Origin of the sequence: Lysobacter auxotrophicus, assembly GCF_027924565.1 — a bacterium.
Lineage (GTDB): Bacteria > Pseudomonadota > Gammaproteobacteria > Xanthomonadales > Xanthomonadaceae > Lysobacter_J > Lysobacter_J auxotrophicus.
On sequence record NZ_AP027041.1, the window covers coordinates 1,136,817 to 1,155,015 of the forward strand.

The window sequence follows — 18,199 nt, forward strand, 5'->3', positions numbered from 1 at the left end:
GCCTTCGCCGGGATGACGTCCTCGATGCGCCGATGTGATGTGATCCGACGCCAGAGCGGACAGCGGCCTCGCGCCCTACATCGACAACCCGCACAACTCGAACCCCTTGCGCGTCACGCGCAGGACCGAGCCGTGGTCGTACCAGTCGCCGAGCACGATGCGCTCGCACGGGCGGCCGTCCACCATGAGTTCGTGCACGGCCGGGCGATGCGTGTGGCCGTGGACGATGCGCTCGATCCCGAAGCGGCTGAAGGTGCTGTCCACGGTTTCCGGCGACACGTCGGTGATGCTTTCCATCGTGCCCTGCTGCTTCAACCCGCTCTGGTGCGCACGGCTGGCCGCGCGCGCCTGCTGCGCGAACGCGATGCGCGCCACCAGCGGCTGCGACAGGAACTGCGCCTGCCACGCCGGGTTGCGCGTCTGCGCGCGGAACTGCTGGTAGGCGACATCGTCCGTGCACAGCGTGTCGCCGTGCATGATCAACGTCGGCTCGCCGTAGAGCATCACCACCGAGGGGTCGGCCAGGATCCGCATGCCGGCGCGGCGGGCGAAGTCGTCGCCGAGCAGGAAGTCGCGATTGCCGCGGATGAAGAACACCGGCACGCCCGAGGCCTGCAGGTCGTGAAGCTCGCGGGCGACGAAGGCGCCGGTGTCGGACGGATCGTCATCGCCGACCCACGCCTCGAACAGATCGCCGAGGATGTACAGCGCATCGGCGTGGCGCGCCTCGGTGCGGATGAAGTGCCCGAACAATTCGGTGATCCGGGGACGCTCGGCGTCGAGGTGGAGGTCGGAGATGAAAAGGGTCGCCATGGGGGGATTCTAGGGCCTTGGAGGCATATCCGGCCGCATCGCGCCCGGTCCGGTAAAATCGCCGGTTTCCGCCGTTCCGAGTCGTCCGCATGAGCTGCCGCACCCGCTTCGCCCCCAGTCCCACCGGCTACCTGCACATCGGCGGCGCCCGCACGGCGCTGTACTGCTGGCTGGAGGCGCGCCGCCGCGGCGGCGAATTCGTCCTGCGCATCGAGGACACGGACCGCGAACGCAGCACGCAGGCGGCGATCGACGCCATCCTGGAGGCGATGGAGTGGCTGGGCCTGTCCTACGACGAGGGCCCCATCTTCCAGACGCAGCGCCTGGAGCGTTACCGCACCGTCGCCGAGCAGATGGTCGCCGCCGGCACCGCGTACTACGCCTACGAGACGAAGGAGGAACTCGAGGCCATGCGCGAGAAGGCCATGGCTGCCGGCGACAAGCCGCGCTACAACGGCGCGTATCGCGACCGAAACGAAGGCTTCCGCGACGATCCCAACCGCGTCATCCGCTTCAAGAACCCCGTCGATGGCGTGGTGACGTGGGACGACAAGGTGAAGGGCACGATCGAGTTCGCCAACAGCGAGCTCGACGACCTGGTGATCTTCCGTTCCGACGGCTACCCGACCTACAACTTCGCCGTGGTGGTCGATGACCTGGACATGGGCATCACCGACGTCGTGCGCGGCGACGACCACGTCAACAACACCCCGCGGCAGATCAACATCTACCGCGCGCTCGGCGCCACGGTGCCGCATTTCGCGCACCTGCCGATGATCCTCGACCCCGAAGGCGCCAAGCTCTCCAAGCGCACCGGCGCGGCCGACGTCATGCAGTACCGCGAGATGGGCTACCTGCCGCACGCGCTGCTCAACTACCTGGTGCGCCTGGGCTGGTCGCATGGCGACCAGGAGATCTTCTCCATCGCGCAGATGACCGAGCTGTTCGACCTGAAGGACGTGAACGCGAAGGCGTCGCGCCTGGATCCGGCGAAGCTCGGCTGGCTCAACCAGCAGTACCTGAAGAACGACGATCCGAACGACGTCGCGAAGCACCTGGAATGGCATCTGGATGCGCAGGGCTACGACCGGGCGAAGGGCCCCGCGCCGGCCGACATCGTGATCGCGCTGCGCGATCGCGTGCAGACGCTGAAGGAAATGGGCGAACGCGCGGCGGTGTGGTTCGGCCCCCTCACGCAGTACGACGATGCCGCCGTCGCCAAGCACCTCACCGCCGCTGCGCGTGCGCCGCTGGCCGACGCGCGCGAGCGCCTGGCCGCGTTGCCGCAGTGGAGCGCCGATGCGGTCTCGCAGGCGCTGCACGCGACCGCCGAGGCGCTGGGCATCGGCATGGGCAAGGTGGCGCAGCCGCTGCGCGTGGCGATCACCGGCACGCAGGTGTCGCCGGACATCTCGCACACCGTGTACCTCGCGGGGCAGGCCGAGGCGCTGGCGCGCATCGATGCCGCCCTTGCAAAAGTGCCGGCCGGCGCCTAGATCCTGAGTATTCGAAAGACCGCCCGCGCCATGAGCCACGACCACGCCTGCACCGACCCGACGCACCACGTCCACGACGGCGACGCCTTCGTGCACGAGGTCGAGCGCGCGTGCGAGGCCCGTGGCCTGCGCCTCACGCCGATCCGTGCGCATGCGCTGCGCCTGATCGCCGACGCGGGTCGCCCGATGAAGGCGTACGAGCTGCTCGACCAGATGAAGGCCACCCACGACGCCGCGGCGCCGCCGACGGTGTATCGCGCGCTGGATTTCCTGCTCGAACACGGCTTCATCCACAAGCTCGCGTCGATCAACGCGTTCGTCGGCTGCCATCACCCGGGTTCGGCGCAACACGCCGTGCCGTTCCTGATCTGCGATCGCTGCCAGTCGGCGACCGAGCTGGAAGACGAACGCATCGTTGAAACGCTCGATCGTCGTGCGCGGGAACTCGGCTTCACTCCGCAGGCGCAGACGCTGGAAGTGCACGGCGTGTGCGCCGCCTGCGCGCGCGCCGGCGCCGAGAGCTGATCAAGCGGTGTTTTTGTAGCCCGGGTAAGCGAAGCGCACCCGGGGAACGTTGCTGCGCGCAGACACGTCGACCCCGGGTGCGCTTCGCTTACCCGGGCTACAAGAGCGTCACATTCCCGGTGCCTAGATCACCCGACGCTGCGCCGCCGTCGCCGCATCGCCCGTGTTCGGCGTTCCGGTCGGTTCGATCAGCATCAGGTGCGCTTCCTCGACGGCGACCGGACGATGCTCCACGCCGCGCGGCACGACGAACAACTCGCCCGGGCCGAGTTCGACGTGGCGGTCGCGCAGTTCGATGCGCACGCGACCATGCAGCACGAGGAACAGATCGTCGGTGTCCGCGTGCGAGTGCCACACGAACTCGCCCTTCACCTTCACCACCATGATGTCGTGCCCGTTGAAGGTCGCGACGGTGCGCGGCTGCCAGTGTTCGTCGAACGCGGCCAGCTTCGCCTTCAGGTCGATCGCACCTTCGTTTTCGCCATGCACGCTCATGTGGCCTCCGGTTGCGGAACGGGTGCGCGCATCGCGATCGGCGACGCTTCGCGGATCGGAAGGTTCGTGGCGGCGGCGATGAGCGCCAGCGCCATGTCGGCGTACCACATCCAGCTGTAATCGCCGAAACGCTCCAGCACCAGGCCGCCGACCCACGCGCCGAAGAAGCCGCCAAGCTGGTGCGACAGCAAGGTCAAGCCGAACAGCGTGCCGAGGTAGCGCGGCCCGAACAGCTTGCCGACGAGTCCGGCCGTCGGCGGCACGGTGGCCAGCCACGTGAGGCCCAGCCCCGCGGAGAAGAGGAAGAACGTCAGCGGCGTCGGCGGCGAAACGAGGTAGATCGCGATCAGCGCCGCGCGACTGGCGTACATCGCGGCGAGCAGATACTTCATGCGCAAGCGCTGGCCGAGCCAGCCCGCGGCGAGGCTGCCGCCCACGTTGAACAGGCCGATCAGCGCGAGCGACACCGCCGACACGCTCGCGGGCAATCCGCACAGCGCGATTTCGCCCGGCAGGTGCGTGACGAGGAAGGCGATGTGCACGCCGCAGGTGAAGAAGCCCAGGTGCAGCATCCAGTAGCTGCGATCGCGCACCGCGACGCGCACTTGCTCGCGCAGGCCGATGCCGGGCGCGGCGGCGTTCGCGGTGCCGGTTCGCGGGGCCTCCGCCTTGCGACGCAGCGGCCACGCGAGCGGCAAGGTCGCCAGCGCGGAGGCGGCCAGGGTGAACATCGCGGCAGCCCAGCCGGCGGCGCTGATCACCGCCTGCACCAGCGGCGCGAACAGGAACTGGCCGAACGAACCGCCGGCGTTGATGACGCCCGCCGCCATCGAGCGCTTTTCGGCGGGCATGTGCTGCGCGGTCGCGCCGATCAGGATCGAGAAACTCCCCGCGCCCGCGCCGGCCGCGCTCAACACGCCGAGCGTGAGCAGCAGGCCCCATTCGGATGCGAGCGTGGGCGCAAGCGCCATGCCGGCCGCGAGCAGCACGCCGCCGAACACGAGCACGCGACCGGGCCCGCGCTGGTCGGCGATCGCGCCGAACACGGGCTGCACCGCGCCCCACACGAACTGGCCGATCGCGAGCGCGAAGCTGATCTGCGCGACGGTCATGCCGGTGCTGCGGCCGATCGGCGCGACGAACAGCCCCATCGACTGGCGCACGCCCATGGTGATCATCAGCATCGCCGTGGCGGCGAGGACCAGCGGCCAGTAGCGCGTGGCGTGCGGCGCGGCGTTCATTCCCGTTCCATGCGCGCCATCGCGCGATCCAGGTGGTTGTGCAGCGCGTTCACGCCGGCGGTGCCCAGGCGCGCGTCGATCTCGTCCTGCGCCTTGCGCCAGAGCGGCTGCGCGCGATCGAGCACGCGCTTGCCCGCAGGCTTGATGCGCACGATCTTCGCGCGCGCGTCGTCGTCGCTGCTGGCGAGGTCGATCCAGCCGGCGGCGATCAGCGGCTTGAGGTCGCGACTGAGCGTGGTGCGGTCCATGCCGATCTCGCGCGCCAGCGCGCCCACCGTCTGTGGCGTGCGTGTGGCGCGACGGAGGATCGAATACTGGTTGAGGTTGAGGCCGGCCGCTGCGAGTTCGCGGTCGTAGCGCTGCGTCACCAGGCGCGAGAGTTTGCGCAGTCGGAAGCACGTGCACAGGCTCGCGGGCAGGGGGGCGTCGGTCATAAGCGTGTATATACACCTATTTGCGGAAAAGAAAAGCGCCGCGTGCGAGGCGGCGCTGTTCAGGTGCCGGGCGACCCTTCCCGACGGCGGGAAGGGGAGCCCAAGGCCGGCGCGATCAGAAGAACGTGCGAATGCCGAAGGCCACGCCGCGGCCGGGCAGGGGCGCGACGTCCTTGAGGAAGGACGTGTGCACGCGCGCCTCCTCGTCGAGCAGGTTGCTGCCGTCCAGGAAGACTTCCCACGCGTTGCCGTGCGGCGTGTCCTTGTGCCAGGCGACGTGCGCGTCGACGAGCGTGTAGCCCGGCGTCTGGGTTTCGTACGCGGCGACCTCGTCCTGCTTCGCATAGCGCGTGGCGCCGAGCGACGCGCGCCAGCTGCCCAGTTCCCAGCTCACTTCGCCGCCGACGCGATGCGGCGCGATGCGCGGAAGGTTGCCGCCGCGCGCGAGTTCGGCTGTGTAATCGTGCGTGTGATCGCCGTGCGGTATCGCGAAGGCGACCTCGCGCGTGCCGCTGCCGGTGAGCTCGGCGCGCACCATGTCGCCGAACACGCGAAGGTTCCACAGGCCGCTGTCGTTGTCGGCGAAGTTCCAGTTCACTTCGGCTTCGGCGCCGTTGAAGCGCGCGTCGTCCTGCGTCCACAGGCGCACCGGGTTGCCGTCCTCGACCACGCCGGTGTCGGCCAGGTAGATGAAGTCGTCGTACTTCACGTGGTAGATCGACGCGCTCGCCTTGAACGGGCCGCCGTGCCAATGCAGGCCGATCTCGGCGCGGTTGGCGGTTTCCTCGTCCATCATCGGCGAGCCCAGTTCGATGCTGCTGGTCGCCACGTGCACGCCGTTGGAATACAGCTCTTCCGCGGTCGGCGCGCGCTGCGCGCGGTCGAGGCCGAACGACAGGTGGAAGGCTTCGTTGATGTCCCACTTGAACGCCGCCGACAGGCTCGTCGTGTTGAATTCGCGATCCGGACCGATCGCCTCGGCTTCGTTCACGTCGATCTTGTTGCGATCGAAACGCGCGCCGACTTCGGTCTTCACCGGGCCGAAGTCGCGCTGTCCCAGCCAGAAGACGCCGGCATCCTCGCCCTTGGACGGCGGAACGAAGGCCTCCTCGCCGATCGCCTCGAAATCGCGCTTGCCCCACTGCACGCCGATCGCGCCGTCCCAGCCGAGCACCGGCTTGTGCACGAGTTCCACGCGCGCCTCGGTGCTGGTGTTGTCGAAGACGGTGCCGGTTTCCTCGCCCTCGTATTCCGTATGCGTGTATTCGGTGCGCGCGACCTTGGCGCGCAGCGACTTGAATGCGCCCAGATCGTCGAGCCCGCCGCGCACTTCGTAGCGGTGCTGCGTCATGCCGATGGTGACGGGGCCTTCCTCTTCGTGCGCTTCTTCTTCGCCCTCGTGCGCGTGGTCGTCGCCGTGGTCGTGTTCGTGCGCGCCGGCGGGCACGCCGTAACGCGTGTCGAACAGGCTCGCGCCAACGCCGAGGAAACCGCGGTCGCCGATCCAGCTCACGCCCAGCGCGCCGCTGTCGGTGCGCACGAAGCTGTTGGGCAGCGTGCCCCTCGTCGACGGATCGGGCGTCTCGCCTTCTTCCTCCATCAGGCGGCGGCTTTCCGGATAGCCGGGGATGTCGTAGTCGCCGGTTTCGCGATGCAGCGCGTCGGCATGGAAGACGATGTTGCCGGACGCGGCCGTGCCGTCCATGCGGAACATGCCGGTGCGCTCGTCGTTGACGGTATTGCCGCGCAGCTCGGCGCGGCCTTGCAGCGGTTCGTCGGTGACGGCTTCGGGGATGCGGCCGTCGATGACGTTCACCGCACCGCCGATCGCGCCGCTGCCGTAGAGCAGGGTCGCCGGCCCTTTCAGCACCTCGATCTGGTCGGCCAGGAACGGCTCGATGCTCACCGCGTGGTCGACGCTGATGGTGGAGACGTCGCCCGAGCCCAGGCCGTCGCTCAGCACCTGCACGCGCGCGCCGTCGAACCCGCGGACGATCGGGCGGCCCACGCCCGGGCCGAAGTACGAGGACTGCACGCCGGGGAGCTTGCCGACCGTCTCGCCGAGCGAGTTGGCCTTCGCCTGGTCGAGCCGGGCGCCGGCGAGGACGTCGACGGGGCGGACGAGGTCTTCGGCGGTACCGACCAGCGGGGTGGCTTTCACCTCGACCCCGCTGAGGTCCTTGGGCTGGTGGTCGTGGCCCTGGTCGTCCGCCTGGGCGGCCAGGGGGAGGGCGGCGGCGAGCGCGAGGGCGAGCGGGAGACGGCGGTTCAGCAGGCGCTTTGACATCGGTCGAGGTAAAGTAGGTGGCTCAAGTTGCGTAATGTTATATTATAACGAAACCGGTTCCACCACCCTCCCGAAAGTCATGCCCCCCATTCGTCCCCGCAGCCTGCTCGACCGCATCGGTGCCACCGGTTCGTTGCTGTGCGCGATCCACTGCGCGCTGTTGCCGCTGGTGATCGCGGTGCTGCCGTCGCTGGGCGTCGCGGCGTGGCTGGGATCGGGCTTCGAGGAAGGCTTCGTGCTGTTCGCCACGGCGCTGGGGTTGTTCAGCATGGTCTGGGGCTACCGCCGGCACCGCGCCGTGCAGGCGCTGTCGCTGATGATTCCGGGGCTGGCGGTGCTGTGGTTCGGCGTGCTGTACCAGCCGCTGCACCAGAGCCTGATCCCGCATGCCATCGCGATGACCTTCGGCGGCACGCTGGTGGGCCTGGCGCATCTGGCGAACCTGCGGCTGAACCACGTGCACGTGCACGACGCTTCCTGCGCGCATTAGCGCGTCGGCCGGAGGCGACCCGCTCTTCCGATCCCCGCCTGCCGGGCGTCCCGTTACCAAGGGCGGCTTGGGCCCCGGAAGGCTAGAGGGCCCGGCGCCCGTGCTAGACTTCGCGACCTCGCGCGAACGCGATCTACGTAACCCCGCACCCCGGTGCGGATCTGAACAGTTTTAGGAGCACATCATGGGCAAGGGCGACCGCAAGACTGCCAAGGGCAAGCGTTACAACTCCAGCTACGGCAACGCCCGCAGCAAGGCCACGACCAAGGCCGCCGGCACCGCCGCCGCCCCGGTCGCGAAGAAGGCGACCAAGACCGTGGCCAAGGCCCCGGCCGCCAAGAAGGTCGCGGTGAAGAAGGCCGCTTCCAAGGAGTAAGCGCCCCGGCGCCCGCTCCGGACCTCAGGTCCGAAAGCAGAAAGCCCCGCCTTGGCGGGGCTTTTGTTTTTCTGCGGAACGAAGAGGGGCGATCAGTGCTTGGCCGCCTTCTCCACTTCGCCCCACACGCGCAGCAGGTTGCCGCCGAGGATCTTGCGGATGTCCGCCTCCGAATGCCCGCGCTTGAGCAGGCCCTCGACCAGGTTCGGATAGTCGGCCACCGAGCGCAGCTCCACCGGCAGGTTGCCGCTGACGCCATCGAAGTCCGATCCGATGCCGACGTGGTCCACGCCGATCAGCTTCACCGCGTAGTCGATCTGGTCCAGCACCGCGTCGATGTGCACCACCGGCACCGGATGCGCGTCCTTCCACGCCTTCTCGAACGCGTCCTTCGACTTCAGCGGCTTGCCGGCAGCGGCGAGCTTCTCGTTTTCCCTGTCGAACGCATCCGATGCCGCGAAGTACGCCTGCATGTCCGATGCCGCCTTCTCGCTGACGAAGCCCGTGCCGAACACCAGCTGCACCACGCCGCCTTCCTTCGCCACGGCCAGCGCCAGTTCGTCGCTGATATTGCGCTCGAAGCCCGGCGTGAAATGGCGCATGCCCGAATGGCTGGCGATCACCGGCACGTCGGTCACGCGCAACACGTCGCGGATCGCGTCGTCGGACAGGTGCGAGACGTCGACCATGATGCCGACGCGGTTCATCTGCGCCACGACCTGCTCACCGAACGGGCTCAGGCCGCCCCACTTCTTCTGCACCGCGTAGGACGAGTCGCTGATGCGGTTGTTCGCGCTATGGGCGAGGGTGATGTAGCGCACGCCGCGCGCGTGGAAGTCCGCCAGCTTCGACAGGTCCTCGCCGATGGGCGCGCCGTTCTCCATGCCCGGCGTCAGCAGCACGCGGCCGCCCTTGCGCAGCTTCTCCACGTCGCCGGGCGAACGCAGGATCGCGAACTTGTCCGGATGCCGTCCGACCATCGCCTCCACCGCGTCGATCTGCGTATTCGCCGTCTGCCATGCGGTACCGGCGAGGTCTTCCTCGGGCGAGGTGTAGATCGACATGAACGCCACGGTGAGGCCGCCTTCGCGCGCACGCGGGTAGTCGAACTCCTTCTTCGGCGCGGCCACGCCCAGGTCGTCCCAGTGCGAGAGCAGCTCGCTGGGCGCGTCGATGTGCGTGTCGACGACGATCGCGTCCTGCGCGAGTTTGCGTGCCGCATCGTTCGCGGCGAATGCGGAAGTGGCGGCCATCGACAGCGACAGGCCCAGAACGGCGTAACGCAAGCGCATGTTTTCTCCCCGTGGTGTACGTCGAATCGAATCAGGTGACGCGATGGCCGCCGGCGTGCACGGCCTGCGCGAGGCGCCCGCCGAGCCAGTAACACAGTTCGGCCGGATGCTGGATGTTCCACAGTACGAAGTCGGCGCGCGCGCCCACGCGCAGCATGCCGCGATCGTTCAGGCCCAATGCGCGCGCGGCATTGACGGTCGCGCCGCGCAGCGCCTCCTCGGGCGACAGCCGGAAGTGCGTGCACGCCAGCTGCATCGCATGGCGCAGCGACTGCAGCGGCGAGGTGCCCGGATTGCAGTCTGTCGCCACCGCCATCGGCACGCCGTGCGTGCGGAACGCCTCCAGCGGCGGCTGCGCGGTTTCGCGCAGCACGTGGAACGCGCCCGGCAGCAGCACCGCGACCGTGCCGGCGCGCGCCATCGCGCGCACGCTGTCCTCGCTGGTGTGTTCGACGTGGTCAGCCGACAGTCCGTCGAACGCCGCCGCCAGCGCGCCGCCGCCCAGGTCGCTGAGCTGGTCGGCGTGCAGCTTCACCGGGACGCCGAGCGCGCGCGCCGCATCGAACATGCGACGCGTCTGGTCGGGCGTGAAACCGATGCCCTCGCAGAATGCGTCCACCGCGTCGACCAGGCCTTCGGCATGCAGCTTCGGCAGCCATTCGATGGCCGCGTCGATGTAGTCGTCGGCACGTCCCGCGTACTCCGGCGGCAGGGCGTGCGCAGCGAGGTACGTCGTGCGCACGCCGATGCCGAGCTGCTCGAGACGACGCGCGACGCGCAGCATCTTGCGTTCGTTATCGAAGTCCAGGCCGTAGCCGGACTTGATCTCGATGGTCGTGGCGCCGTCGCTGATCAACGCATGCGCGCGCGGCAGCGATTGGCGCAGCAGTTCGCCTTCGTCGGCCGCACGCGTGGCGCGCACGGTCGACAGGATGCCGCCGCCGGAACGTGCGATGTCCTCGTAACTGGCGCCGAGCAGGCGCAGTTCGAACTCGCGGGCGCGATCGCCGGCGAAGACCAGGTGCGTGTGGCAGTCGACCAGCCCGGGCGTGATCCAGCCCTTGGCCTCGATGACCTCGCGGGCGAGGCGCTGCGGCGCGTCGGGCAGGGCCGAGCGCGGGCCGATGTAGGCCAGCGTCCCGTCCTTCCATGCCAGCGCCCCGTCGAGGATGTCCGCGTAACCGGCGGGCGCATCGAGCGTGGCGAGCGAAGCGCCGAGGATCAGTCCGTCCCAGGCCGGATGCGCGTTGGAGGTCATGGGGCCCGATTCTAGCCGCATGTCCGGCGGCGTGAGGGCCATCGCCACGACCGTCCATGCGGGCGACAATGCCGGCATGAAGACCCTCGACGCCGCGATGCTCTGGACCCCCGACGGCTGGCGATCCGACGCCGGCTTCGACATCGACGACCACGGGCGCGTCCGCGCGCGGGTGGCCGCCGAGCCGACCGGCAGTTCCAGCTGGATCGTGCCTGGCGTGGCGAACCTGCATTCGCATGCGTTCCAGCGCGCCATGGCCGGCATGGCCGAGCGCCAGACCAACGCGTCGGACTCGTTCTGGACCTGGCGCGAAACCATGTACCGCTTCGCCGCGCGCTTCACGCCGCAGCTATTGCAGGCCGTGGCCACGCAGCTCTACGTCGAGATGCTGGAAGCCGGCTACACCACGGTGTGCGAGTTCCATTACCTGCACCACGCGCCGGACGGCCGTCCGTATGCCGACCCGGCCGCGATGTCGCGCGCGCTGATCGCCGCCGCACGCGACGCCGGTATCCGCCTCACGCTGCTGCCGGTGCTGTACATGACCGGCGGCTTCGACGGACGCGCGCTCGGCGAACGCCAGCGTCGTTTCGGCCACGACGTCGACGCCTACCTGCGCCTGATCGACACGTTGTGCGAGGACGCCGACGCGTCGCTGCACGTCGGCTGCGCGCTGCACAGCCTGCGCGCGGTGCCGCCGGACGCGATGCGCGCCGTGCTCGACGCGCTGCCGCCGTCGATGCCGGTGCACATCCACATCGCCGAACAGATCGGCGAAGTGCAGGACAGCCTCGCGCTGCGCAACGCGCGGCCCGTGGAATGGCTGCTTGCGAACGCGAACGTCGACGCGCGCTGGACGCTGGTGCACGCCACGCATCTCACGCCGGACGAAACGCAGGGCATCGCGCGCAGCGGCGCGACGGTGGCGATCTGCCCGACGACCGAAGCGAACCTCGGCGACGGGCTGTTCCCGTTGCGCGAGTACCTGGATGCAGGCGGCCGCTGGGGCATCGGCTCGGACTCGCATATCTCCGTGTCGCCCGTGGAAGAGCTGCGTTGGCTCGAATACGGCCAGCGGCTGTTCACGCGCCATCGCAACATCGCCGTCAGCGTGCAGTCGCCGAGCGTCGGCGAGACCCTGCTGCGCGATGTCGCGCGCAGTGCGCGACATTCCTCGGGGCATGCGATCGGCACGTTCGCGACGGGCGAATACGCGGACGCGGTCGTGCTGGATATCGATGCGCCGGCGTTGTTCGGCCTGACGCCGGAGGATGCGATCGACCGCTGGATCTTCAGCGGAAACCGGCCGCTGGTGCGCGATGTGTACGTGGGCGGGCGGCGCGTGGTGGAGAACGGACAGCATCGCCATCGCACGGAAATCGCACAGCGCTATCGCGAGGCGATGGCGGAGTTGATGCGCGATTGAGGCGATGGCGATCTTTCGTTGATGTCATCCCGGCGAAAGCCGGGACCCAGGCTCTTCACGGGCCAAGTCGTGATGCCCTTCGTTCGACCGTGATGGCCTGGATCCCGGCCTGCGCCGGGATGACGAGGAGACATGACGCGGTCGGTTTCAGCCGAACAGATCGACCGTTGCCGGCAGCGCCCCTTCCATCCGCAACAGGAACTCCTTCGTCGGCAGCCCGCCGCCGAAGCCGGTCAGGCTGCCGTTACTGCCGATCACGCGGTGGCACGGCAACACGATCGGCAGCGGATTTCGCCCGTTCGCCGCACCGACCGCGCGCATCGCCGACGGCTTCCCCACCCGCTGCGCGAGTTGCGCGTAACTGATCGTCGCCCCGTATGGAATCGACGCGAGCGTGTGCCATACGTCGAGCTGGAACGCGGTGCCGCGCGGGGCCAGCGGCAGGTCGAAGTCGCGCCGCTCGCCGTCGAAGTATTCGCCCAGCTGCGTGGCGGCCCGCCGGATCACGCCGCACTCGCGCGATTCCCAGGCGTCGCATTGCGACATCGGATGGCGCGGGTTCTGGAATTCGATCAGATGCAGGCCCTCGTCGCTCGCGGCCAGCAGCAGCGGGCCGACGGGACTGGGCACGTGCGCGTAGCGGATCATGCGGTCGCGTCCACGTCCGCGCGCACGACGTTCCGCTTGGGTCGCGCGGGTTTTTCTGCCCGCACGACGGGCGCCGGCACCGAGTCGCGCCACAGATGGATCACCGCGTAGCCCCGCCACGGGCGCCACGCTTCCGCGCGCGCCGCCAGCGCCTTCGCCGTGAGCCGCGTGCCGTCGGCGGGGAGGGCCTTCTGCAGTACGAGGTCCTCGACGGGGAACGCGTCCGGATGCCCCAGCGCACGCAGCGCGATGTATTGCGCCGTCCACGGCCCGATGCCGGGCAGGGCGACCCATCGCGACACGAAATCCTCGAGCGTGCGCTCGGCGCGGAAATCCACGCGTCCGTGGAGCAGCGCCTGCGCGACGCCGCGCACCGTCTGCGCGCGCGAGCGGATCAGGCCGATGGTTTCCAGGTCCGCATCGACGAGCGCTTCCGGCGTGGGGAACAGATGCGTCAGCGCACCCGAAACACGCGCGTCGGCAAAGGGCGTCGGCAACGCCTGCCCGTACTTGTGCGCGAGTCGCGACGCAAGCGTGCGCGCGGCGGCGACGCTGACCTGCTGGCCGATGATCGCGCGCACCGCGATCTCGAAGCCGTCCCAGCCGCTGGGCAGCCGCAGCCCGGGGCGCAGCGCGAGCAGGGGCGCGAAACGCGGATCGCGCGACAGCGTGTCGGCGATCGCCTGCGGATCGGCGTCGAGGTCGAACATGCGTCGAAGCCGCTGGACAATCTCGAGCAGTTGCGACGGGGCCGGACCGTGCAGTTCGAGCTTGAGCGCGTGTTCGCCCCCGTGCTTGCCGTCGGGCCACGCGCTCACGCGCAGCCAGCCGGGCCGTTCGATGGGACCGATCACGCGCGCATAGCCGTGTTCGTCGACGACTTCCACGCCCGGCAGGGCGCGGCCGCGCAGGAAATCCAGCATCGCGGCGAAGTCGTACGGCGGGCGATAACCGAGCCGCAGCGTGAGGACGTCGCCGGTGGCTTCGTTCGATCCGTGCGCTTCGCGTCGACTGCGACGCAGGTCGCGTGGCGCCATGCGGTACGCGGTGCGGAAGGCGTCGTTGAAGCGCCGCAGGCTGGCGAAGCCCGAGGCGAGCGCGATCTGCGTGATCGGCAGGTCGGTCTCGGTCAGCAGCTGCTTGGCGAACAGGAGCCGTCGCGTGCCGTGCACACCCATCGGCGCGACGCCGATGCGTTCGACGAACAGGCGGCGCAGCTGGCGCTCGCCGAGGCCCACGCGCTCGGCCAGCGCGGACAGCGGTTGTTCGGCCAGCGCACCGTCGTCGATGAGCTTGAGTGCGCGCGCCACGGCGGCGTCGCCGCGTCGCCAGCTGCCGTCGTCCGGCGACAGCTCCGGCCGGCAACGCAGGCACGGCCGGTAGCCCGCGGCCTCGGCGGCCGCCGCGTGGCGGAAATACACCACGCGTTTGGCCGTCACCGCCGGGCACACGGGCCGGCAATAGATGCGCGTGCTCAGCACCGCGGTGAAGAACAACCCGTCGAACCGTGGATCGCGGGTGCGACGCGCCTGCTCGCACACGTGGAAGGCGGGAAGGGTGTCGGCGTGGACGTGGGCGTGGGAGTCCGGCATGCGCGCAGGCTAGCACCGCCCGATGGCCCGGACTGGCCGGATTCGGACATGAACGTGGCCAGGACCGTTGCCACAGAAATTCAGAGAACTCTGATTCCGGCGTGCCTCCGGCGCTGCCGAGAATGCGGGTCCACTTGGAACGGCCTGCGCCATGACGACCCTGATCGACCGCATCGGAAAGACCTACGACGAGGTGCCGTACACGTCGGCCGCCTTCCACGTGAGCGCGCCGGAACACCTGCGCGCGGTGGCGCACCTGTTCGGGTTGGAGGCGCCGGCGCTCGAAGGCGCGCGCGTGCTCGAACTGGGCTGCGCCGCCGGCGGCAACCTGGTGCCGTTCGCGGTGCGCCATCCGGGTGCCGACGTGGTCGGCATCGACCTGTCGCCCAGGCAGATCGAAGCCGGCCGCCGCGCCGTCGAGGCAATGGGCCTGCAGAACGTGCGCCTGATCCAGGGCAGCCTGACCGACCTGGGCGCCGATCTCGGCCAGTTCGATTACATCCTGTGCCACGGCGTCTACAGCTGGGTGCCCGAGGACGTGCGCGCGGCCGTGCTGCGCGTGTGCAACGAGCGGCTCACCGCCGACGGCATCGCCTACGTCAGCTACAACACGTATCCCGGGTGGAAGGCCAAGGAAATCGTGCGCGATGCGATGCTGCTGCGCGGCGGCGATCGCGCCGACGCGGGCGAGCAACTCGCCTACGCGCGCGGCATGGTCGAATTCCTGCACGAACAGGCGGCGCCGGGCAGCGTGCTGTCCACCGTCATGAACGAGCACATCGGCCTGATCCGCGACGGCGAGGATTTCTACCTGAGCCACGAATACCTGGAGCTGTGCAACGCGCCGTGCTACTTCCGCGACTTCATCGCCGCGGCGCGGGGGCAGGGTCTGGAATACCTCGGCGACGCGACGGTCGCGTCCATGTTCCCGCGCAATTACGGCCCGATCGCGGCGCCTGCGCTGGTGGCCGAATGCGGTGGCGATCAGGTGATGCTGGAGCAGCTGATGGATTTCCTGCAGAACCGCGCATTCCGCCAAAGCCTGCTCGTGCGCGCCGATCGCGGTCCGCAGATCCGCTACCAGCTCGAACCCGACCGCATCGCCAGCCTGCACGTCGCCGGTCGATACGCCCACACCGACACCCAGGACGACGGCAGCGAGCGCTGGGCCAGCATGGGCGGAGCCCATATCACGACGCGTTCGCCGATCACGCGCGCCGTGCTGGAGCGCCTCACCGCCGCGTGGCCGGCCACCGTGCCGGTGGCCGAACTGCTCGACGGCATCGCGATGGACGATGCGGCGATCGTGCTGGACCTGGTAAGCAACCTGATCGTCGGCAACGCACTGCGTTTTCGCAGCGAAGCCGTCGCATCGGGCGCGCAGGTGGAACGCCCCTTCGCACGTGGCGAACTGCGCGCGCTGGTCGGGCTCGGCGCGCATCCGATGGCGCTGTTCAACGAGTGGCACGAAAGCGCCGCGCTCACGCCGCTGGAGCGCTTCCTGCTGGCGTCGATGGATGGGCGCAAGGACGTGCAGGCGCTGGTCGCCGACGTGCTGCAGGCGGTCGAGCAGGGCGCGTTGACCGTAATGCGTGACGGCGCGCCGCTGCTCGACGCCGACGAACTCGCGGCGTCGCTCCGCATGCAGGTGGACGCGGCGCTGCGCTCGCTGCAGATCAACGCGATGCTGGTCGGCGCGCCGGAGGCTTCGCCGGACGCGTCGGCTTCCACCGACGAAGGTGCAGAGAACAAGCCCGCGAGGGCGAAGCCGAAACCGAAGGGGTCCAAGGCCGATGCGCCGAAGGCGGCGTCGGCCAAGCCGGCGAAAACACCGCGCGGGAAGAAGTAATTCGCGAACCCTGATCGTCCACGCGCCGTGACGCGTGGACGCCGTCAGTGTTCGTGCGATGCGGGCCCGCGCAGCGCCGGCAGCAGCGGCGTGACGTCGCCGTCGTTCGGCGCGGCGTCGATGCCCAGCAGTCGTGCGAGCAACGGGTACACGTCCACGTTGTCGAACGCGGGCAGTTCGGTGCCGGGCACGAACGACGGGCCGCGCGCGATGAACAACGCCCGCATCGACGGCAACGCCGGATCGAACCCGTGCGAACCCCGTGTGACGTGCGGCGGGCGTTTGGCGAGCTTCTGCGGATACAGCGCGTCCCAGCCTTCGTGCATCTGGCACACGATCGGCGGCACGCGCGGATGCGTGCCGTAGCGCCAGCGCGCCGGCAATGCATCGCGGCGGTAGCAGTCGTACTGCGCGTGCGCGCCGAGCAGCCGCGCTTCGGCCTCGCGTTCCCGGCCGGGGAGCGGTTGCACGCCGATGGACTGGCCGTCCGACACCACCGTCGCGATGGACGGCGCGATCATCTGCTCCACGCCGATGGCATGGTTCGGGCCGACGGTCGCCATGCCGTGGTCCGACACCACGATCAGATCGGTCGACGCCAGCAGTCCGCGCGCGGCAAGGCCGTCGTGCAGGCGGCCGATCACCGCGTCGAGCTCGCCCAGCGTGCGCTTCACCTGCGCGGAGTCCGGGCCGAAGTCGTGCCCGGCCTTATCGAGCTGTTCGAAATACACCGCGACCAGTCGCGGGCGCTGCGCTGGCGGCGCGTCGAGCCAGCCGAGCACGTCGTCGATGCGGCGCGCGGGCGGTACGCGCTCGTCGTAGGCGACCCAGCGGCTGGGACGCACGCCGCCGATCGCCGCGCTGCTGCCGGGCCAGGCCCAGCTCGCGCTGCGCACGCCCTGCTTTTCGGCGGTGACCCAGATCGGCTCGCCGCCCCACCAGCGGCTGTCGTCCACCGCGCTGCGGTCGGCCACCGCGAAATCGCCGATGTCCCCATCGCTCATGCGGTTGTGGATCACGCCGTGGCGGTCCGGGCGCAACCCCGTGGCGAGCGTGTAGTGGTTGGGGAAGGTGAGCGACGGGTAGGACGGGTTCATCCACGCCGCGCGCACGCCTTCCCGCGCGATGCGCGCCAGGTTGGGCGTGGCGTCGGCGGACAGGTAATCGGCGCGGAACGCATCGATGGAGACGATCACGACGGTTCGCGGTTCCGGCGCCGGTTCGGCGGGGCGCGAGGCGTGCGAGCTGCAGGCGGACAGGACGAGGCAGGCGGCGAGGCCCGCGGCGCGAAGGAGGGGCATGGGCCGATCATAGCGAGCGTGTATTGCGGCATGACTTTAGTCGCTGGCGGCCGGGCGTCGCCTTGCCAATAGTGGCCGCAACCCGGCGACGACCGCCGGCAACGGAGCCCGCCATGTCGCGTCTGTCCGCGCTGAGTCGCCTGTCCGCCGTCGTACTGCTGAGCGCTTCGGCCGCCGCGGTTGCGCAGACGCCGCCGAAACCCGAACCAGCGCGCATGAGCCCGGCCGAATGCGAGGTCTGGGCGCGCGAGCTGAGCTTCGCGCAGTCGGTGGCCGACCACGACGCGGCGGCGTTCGCCTCGCATCTCGAACCCGACGCGGCCTTCGGCTCCAGCCAGCCCCAGCCGACGCGCGGGCGCGAGGCGATCGCCAAGCGCTGGGCGGGCATCGTCGAGGGCAAGCGCTTCAAGCTCGCCTGGTACCCGACCCGGACCACCATCGGCGCCGGGAGCGCGGGCGACGTCGCCTGGTCGAGCGGCCCGTCGCTGTTCGAGGACCTGGATCCCAAGTCGACGCAGCGCTACCGCATCGGGGCGTTCCACTCGGTCTGGCACCGTGGCGCGGACGGCGTGTGGCGGGTGCTGTTCGATGACGGCATCGACCCGCGCCCGGCCACCGAGGCCGAAGCCGTCGCCTTCCGCGCGGGCCGCCAGGCCACGTGCCCACAAGCCTGACG

17 protein-coding genes are annotated in these 18,199 nt (G+C 69.6%); 7 read left to right on the forward strand and 10 right to left on the reverse strand.

Features of this window, described 5'->3' with window-relative positions:
• Positions 1-75: 75 nt before the first annotated feature.
• Positions 76-813 carry a UDP-2,3-diacylglucosamine diphosphatase gene (gene lpxH / locus LA521A_RS05155; RefSeq protein ID WP_281781259.1) on the reverse strand — a complete coding sequence of 246 codons (738 nt, stop codon included), beginning with the start codon at positions 811-813 and terminating at the stop codon, positions 76-78.
• Positions 814-902: 89 nt separating this feature from the next.
• On the opposite strand from lpxH, the gene gltX reads away from it, so the two are divergent.
• Together gltX and LA521A_RS05165 are read left to right on the forward strand one after the other, a co-directional pair.
• Positions 903-2,309 carry a glutamate--tRNA ligase gene (gltX, locus tag LA521A_RS05160; RefSeq protein ID WP_281781260.1) on the forward strand — a complete coding sequence of 469 codons (1,407 nt, stop codon included), beginning with the start codon at positions 903-905 and terminating at the stop codon, positions 2,307-2,309.
• Between the two features lie 30 nt (positions 2,310-2,339).
• Entirely contained in the window at positions 2,340-2,834 is a 495-nt protein-coding gene (locus LA521A_RS05165; protein ID WP_281781261.1) for a transcriptional repressor, read from the forward strand.
• 123 nt (positions 2,835-2,957) lie between these two features.
• On the opposite strand, the gene LA521A_RS05170 is transcribed toward LA521A_RS05165, so the two are convergent.
• The 4 genes from LA521A_RS05170 to LA521A_RS05185 all read right to left on the reverse strand — a co-directional run bounded on the left by LA521A_RS05170 (position 2,958) and on the right by LA521A_RS05185 (position 7,291).
• On the reverse strand, positions 2,958-3,329 hold the full coding sequence (locus tag LA521A_RS05170) for a cupin domain-containing protein (protein ID WP_281781262.1): 372 nt from the start codon (positions 3,327-3,329) through the stop codon (positions 2,958-2,960).
• Positions 3,326-4,570 carry an MFS transporter gene (locus LA521A_RS05175; protein ID WP_281781263.1) on the reverse strand — a complete coding sequence of 415 codons (1,245 nt, stop codon included), beginning with the start codon at positions 4,568-4,570 and terminating at the stop codon, positions 3,326-3,328. The genes LA521A_RS05170 and LA521A_RS05175 overlap by 4 nt, the downstream gene beginning before the upstream one ends.
• Positions 4,567-5,004, reverse strand: a complete 438-nt coding sequence (locus LA521A_RS05180) for a MarR family winged helix-turn-helix transcriptional regulator (protein WP_281781264.1) — start codon at positions 5,002-5,004, stop codon at positions 4,567-4,569. Before LA521A_RS05180 ends, LA521A_RS05175 begins: the two co-directional genes overlap by 4 nt.
• 115 nt (positions 5,005-5,119) lie before the next feature.
• Complete coding sequence (locus LA521A_RS05185; RefSeq protein WP_281781265.1) at positions 5,120-7,291, reverse strand: TonB-dependent receptor; 2,172 nt, start codon at positions 7,289-7,291, stop codon at positions 5,120-5,122.
• Between the two features lie 79 nt (positions 7,292-7,370).
• On the opposite strand from LA521A_RS05185, the gene LA521A_RS05190 reads away from it, so the two are divergent.
• Together LA521A_RS05190 and LA521A_RS05195 are read left to right on the forward strand one after the other, a co-directional pair.
• Complete coding sequence (locus tag LA521A_RS05190; RefSeq protein WP_281781266.1) at positions 7,371-7,781, forward strand: MerC domain-containing protein; 411 nt, start codon at positions 7,371-7,373, stop codon at positions 7,779-7,781.
• Between the two features lie 184 nt (positions 7,782-7,965).
• On the forward strand, positions 7,966-8,157 hold the full coding sequence (locus tag LA521A_RS05195; RefSeq protein WP_115840953.1) for a 30S ribosomal protein THX: 192 nt from the start codon (positions 7,966-7,968) through the stop codon (positions 8,155-8,157).
• 92 nt (positions 8,158-8,249) lie between these two features.
• On the opposite strand, the gene LA521A_RS05200 is transcribed toward LA521A_RS05195, so the two are convergent.
• Positions 8,250-9,449, reverse strand: a complete 1,200-nt coding sequence (locus LA521A_RS05200) for a dipeptidase (RefSeq protein ID WP_281781267.1) — start codon at positions 9,447-9,449, stop codon at positions 8,250-8,252.
• A gap of 31 nt (positions 9,450-9,480) precedes the next feature.
• Positions 9,481-10,707, reverse strand: coding sequence for an imidazolonepropionase (gene hutI / locus LA521A_RS05205; protein WP_281781268.1), 1,227 nt, complete (start codon positions 10,705-10,707; stop codon positions 9,481-9,483).
• A gap of 76 nt (positions 10,708-10,783) precedes the next feature.
• Here hutI and LA521A_RS05210 point away from each other — a divergent pair, with 76 nt between their 5' ends.
• Entirely contained in the window at positions 10,784-12,133 is a 1,350-nt protein-coding gene (locus LA521A_RS05210; RefSeq protein WP_281781269.1) for a formimidoylglutamate deiminase, read from the forward strand.
• 147 nt (positions 12,134-12,280) lie between these two features.
• Here LA521A_RS05210 and LA521A_RS05215 read toward each other — a convergent pair whose 3' ends face one another.
• Both LA521A_RS05215 and LA521A_RS05220 read right to left on the reverse strand, forming a co-directional pair.
• The gene (locus LA521A_RS05215) at positions 12,281-12,781 is read right to left on the reverse strand and encodes a methylated-DNA--[protein]-cysteine S-methyltransferase (RefSeq protein WP_281781270.1); all 501 of its coding nucleotides are present in this window, start codon (positions 12,779-12,781) and stop codon (positions 12,281-12,283) included.
• Entirely contained in the window at positions 12,778-14,373 is a 1,596-nt protein-coding gene (locus LA521A_RS05220) for a DNA-3-methyladenine glycosylase 2 family protein (RefSeq protein ID WP_281781271.1), read from the reverse strand. The genes LA521A_RS05215 and LA521A_RS05220 overlap by 4 nt, the downstream gene beginning before the upstream one ends.
• A gap of 151 nt (positions 14,374-14,524) precedes the next feature.
• Here LA521A_RS05220 and LA521A_RS05225 point away from each other — a divergent pair, with 151 nt between their 5' ends.
• The gene (locus LA521A_RS05225) at positions 14,525-16,222 is read left to right on the forward strand and encodes a class I SAM-dependent methyltransferase (protein WP_281781272.1); all 1,698 of its coding nucleotides are present in this window, start codon (positions 14,525-14,527) and stop codon (positions 16,220-16,222) included.
• Positions 16,223-16,266: 44 nt separating this feature from the next.
• Here LA521A_RS05225 and LA521A_RS05230 read toward each other — a convergent pair whose 3' ends face one another.
• Positions 16,267-17,523, reverse strand: a complete 1,257-nt coding sequence (locus LA521A_RS05230; protein WP_281781273.1) for an alkaline phosphatase family protein — start codon at positions 17,521-17,523, stop codon at positions 16,267-16,269.
• Between the two features lie 113 nt (positions 17,524-17,636).
• On the opposite strand from LA521A_RS05230, the gene LA521A_RS05235 reads away from it, so the two are divergent.
• Positions 17,637-18,197, forward strand: a complete 561-nt coding sequence (locus LA521A_RS05235; protein WP_281781274.1) for a YybH family protein — start codon at positions 17,637-17,639, stop codon at positions 18,195-18,197.
• Positions 18,198-18,199: the final 2 nt, after the last annotated feature.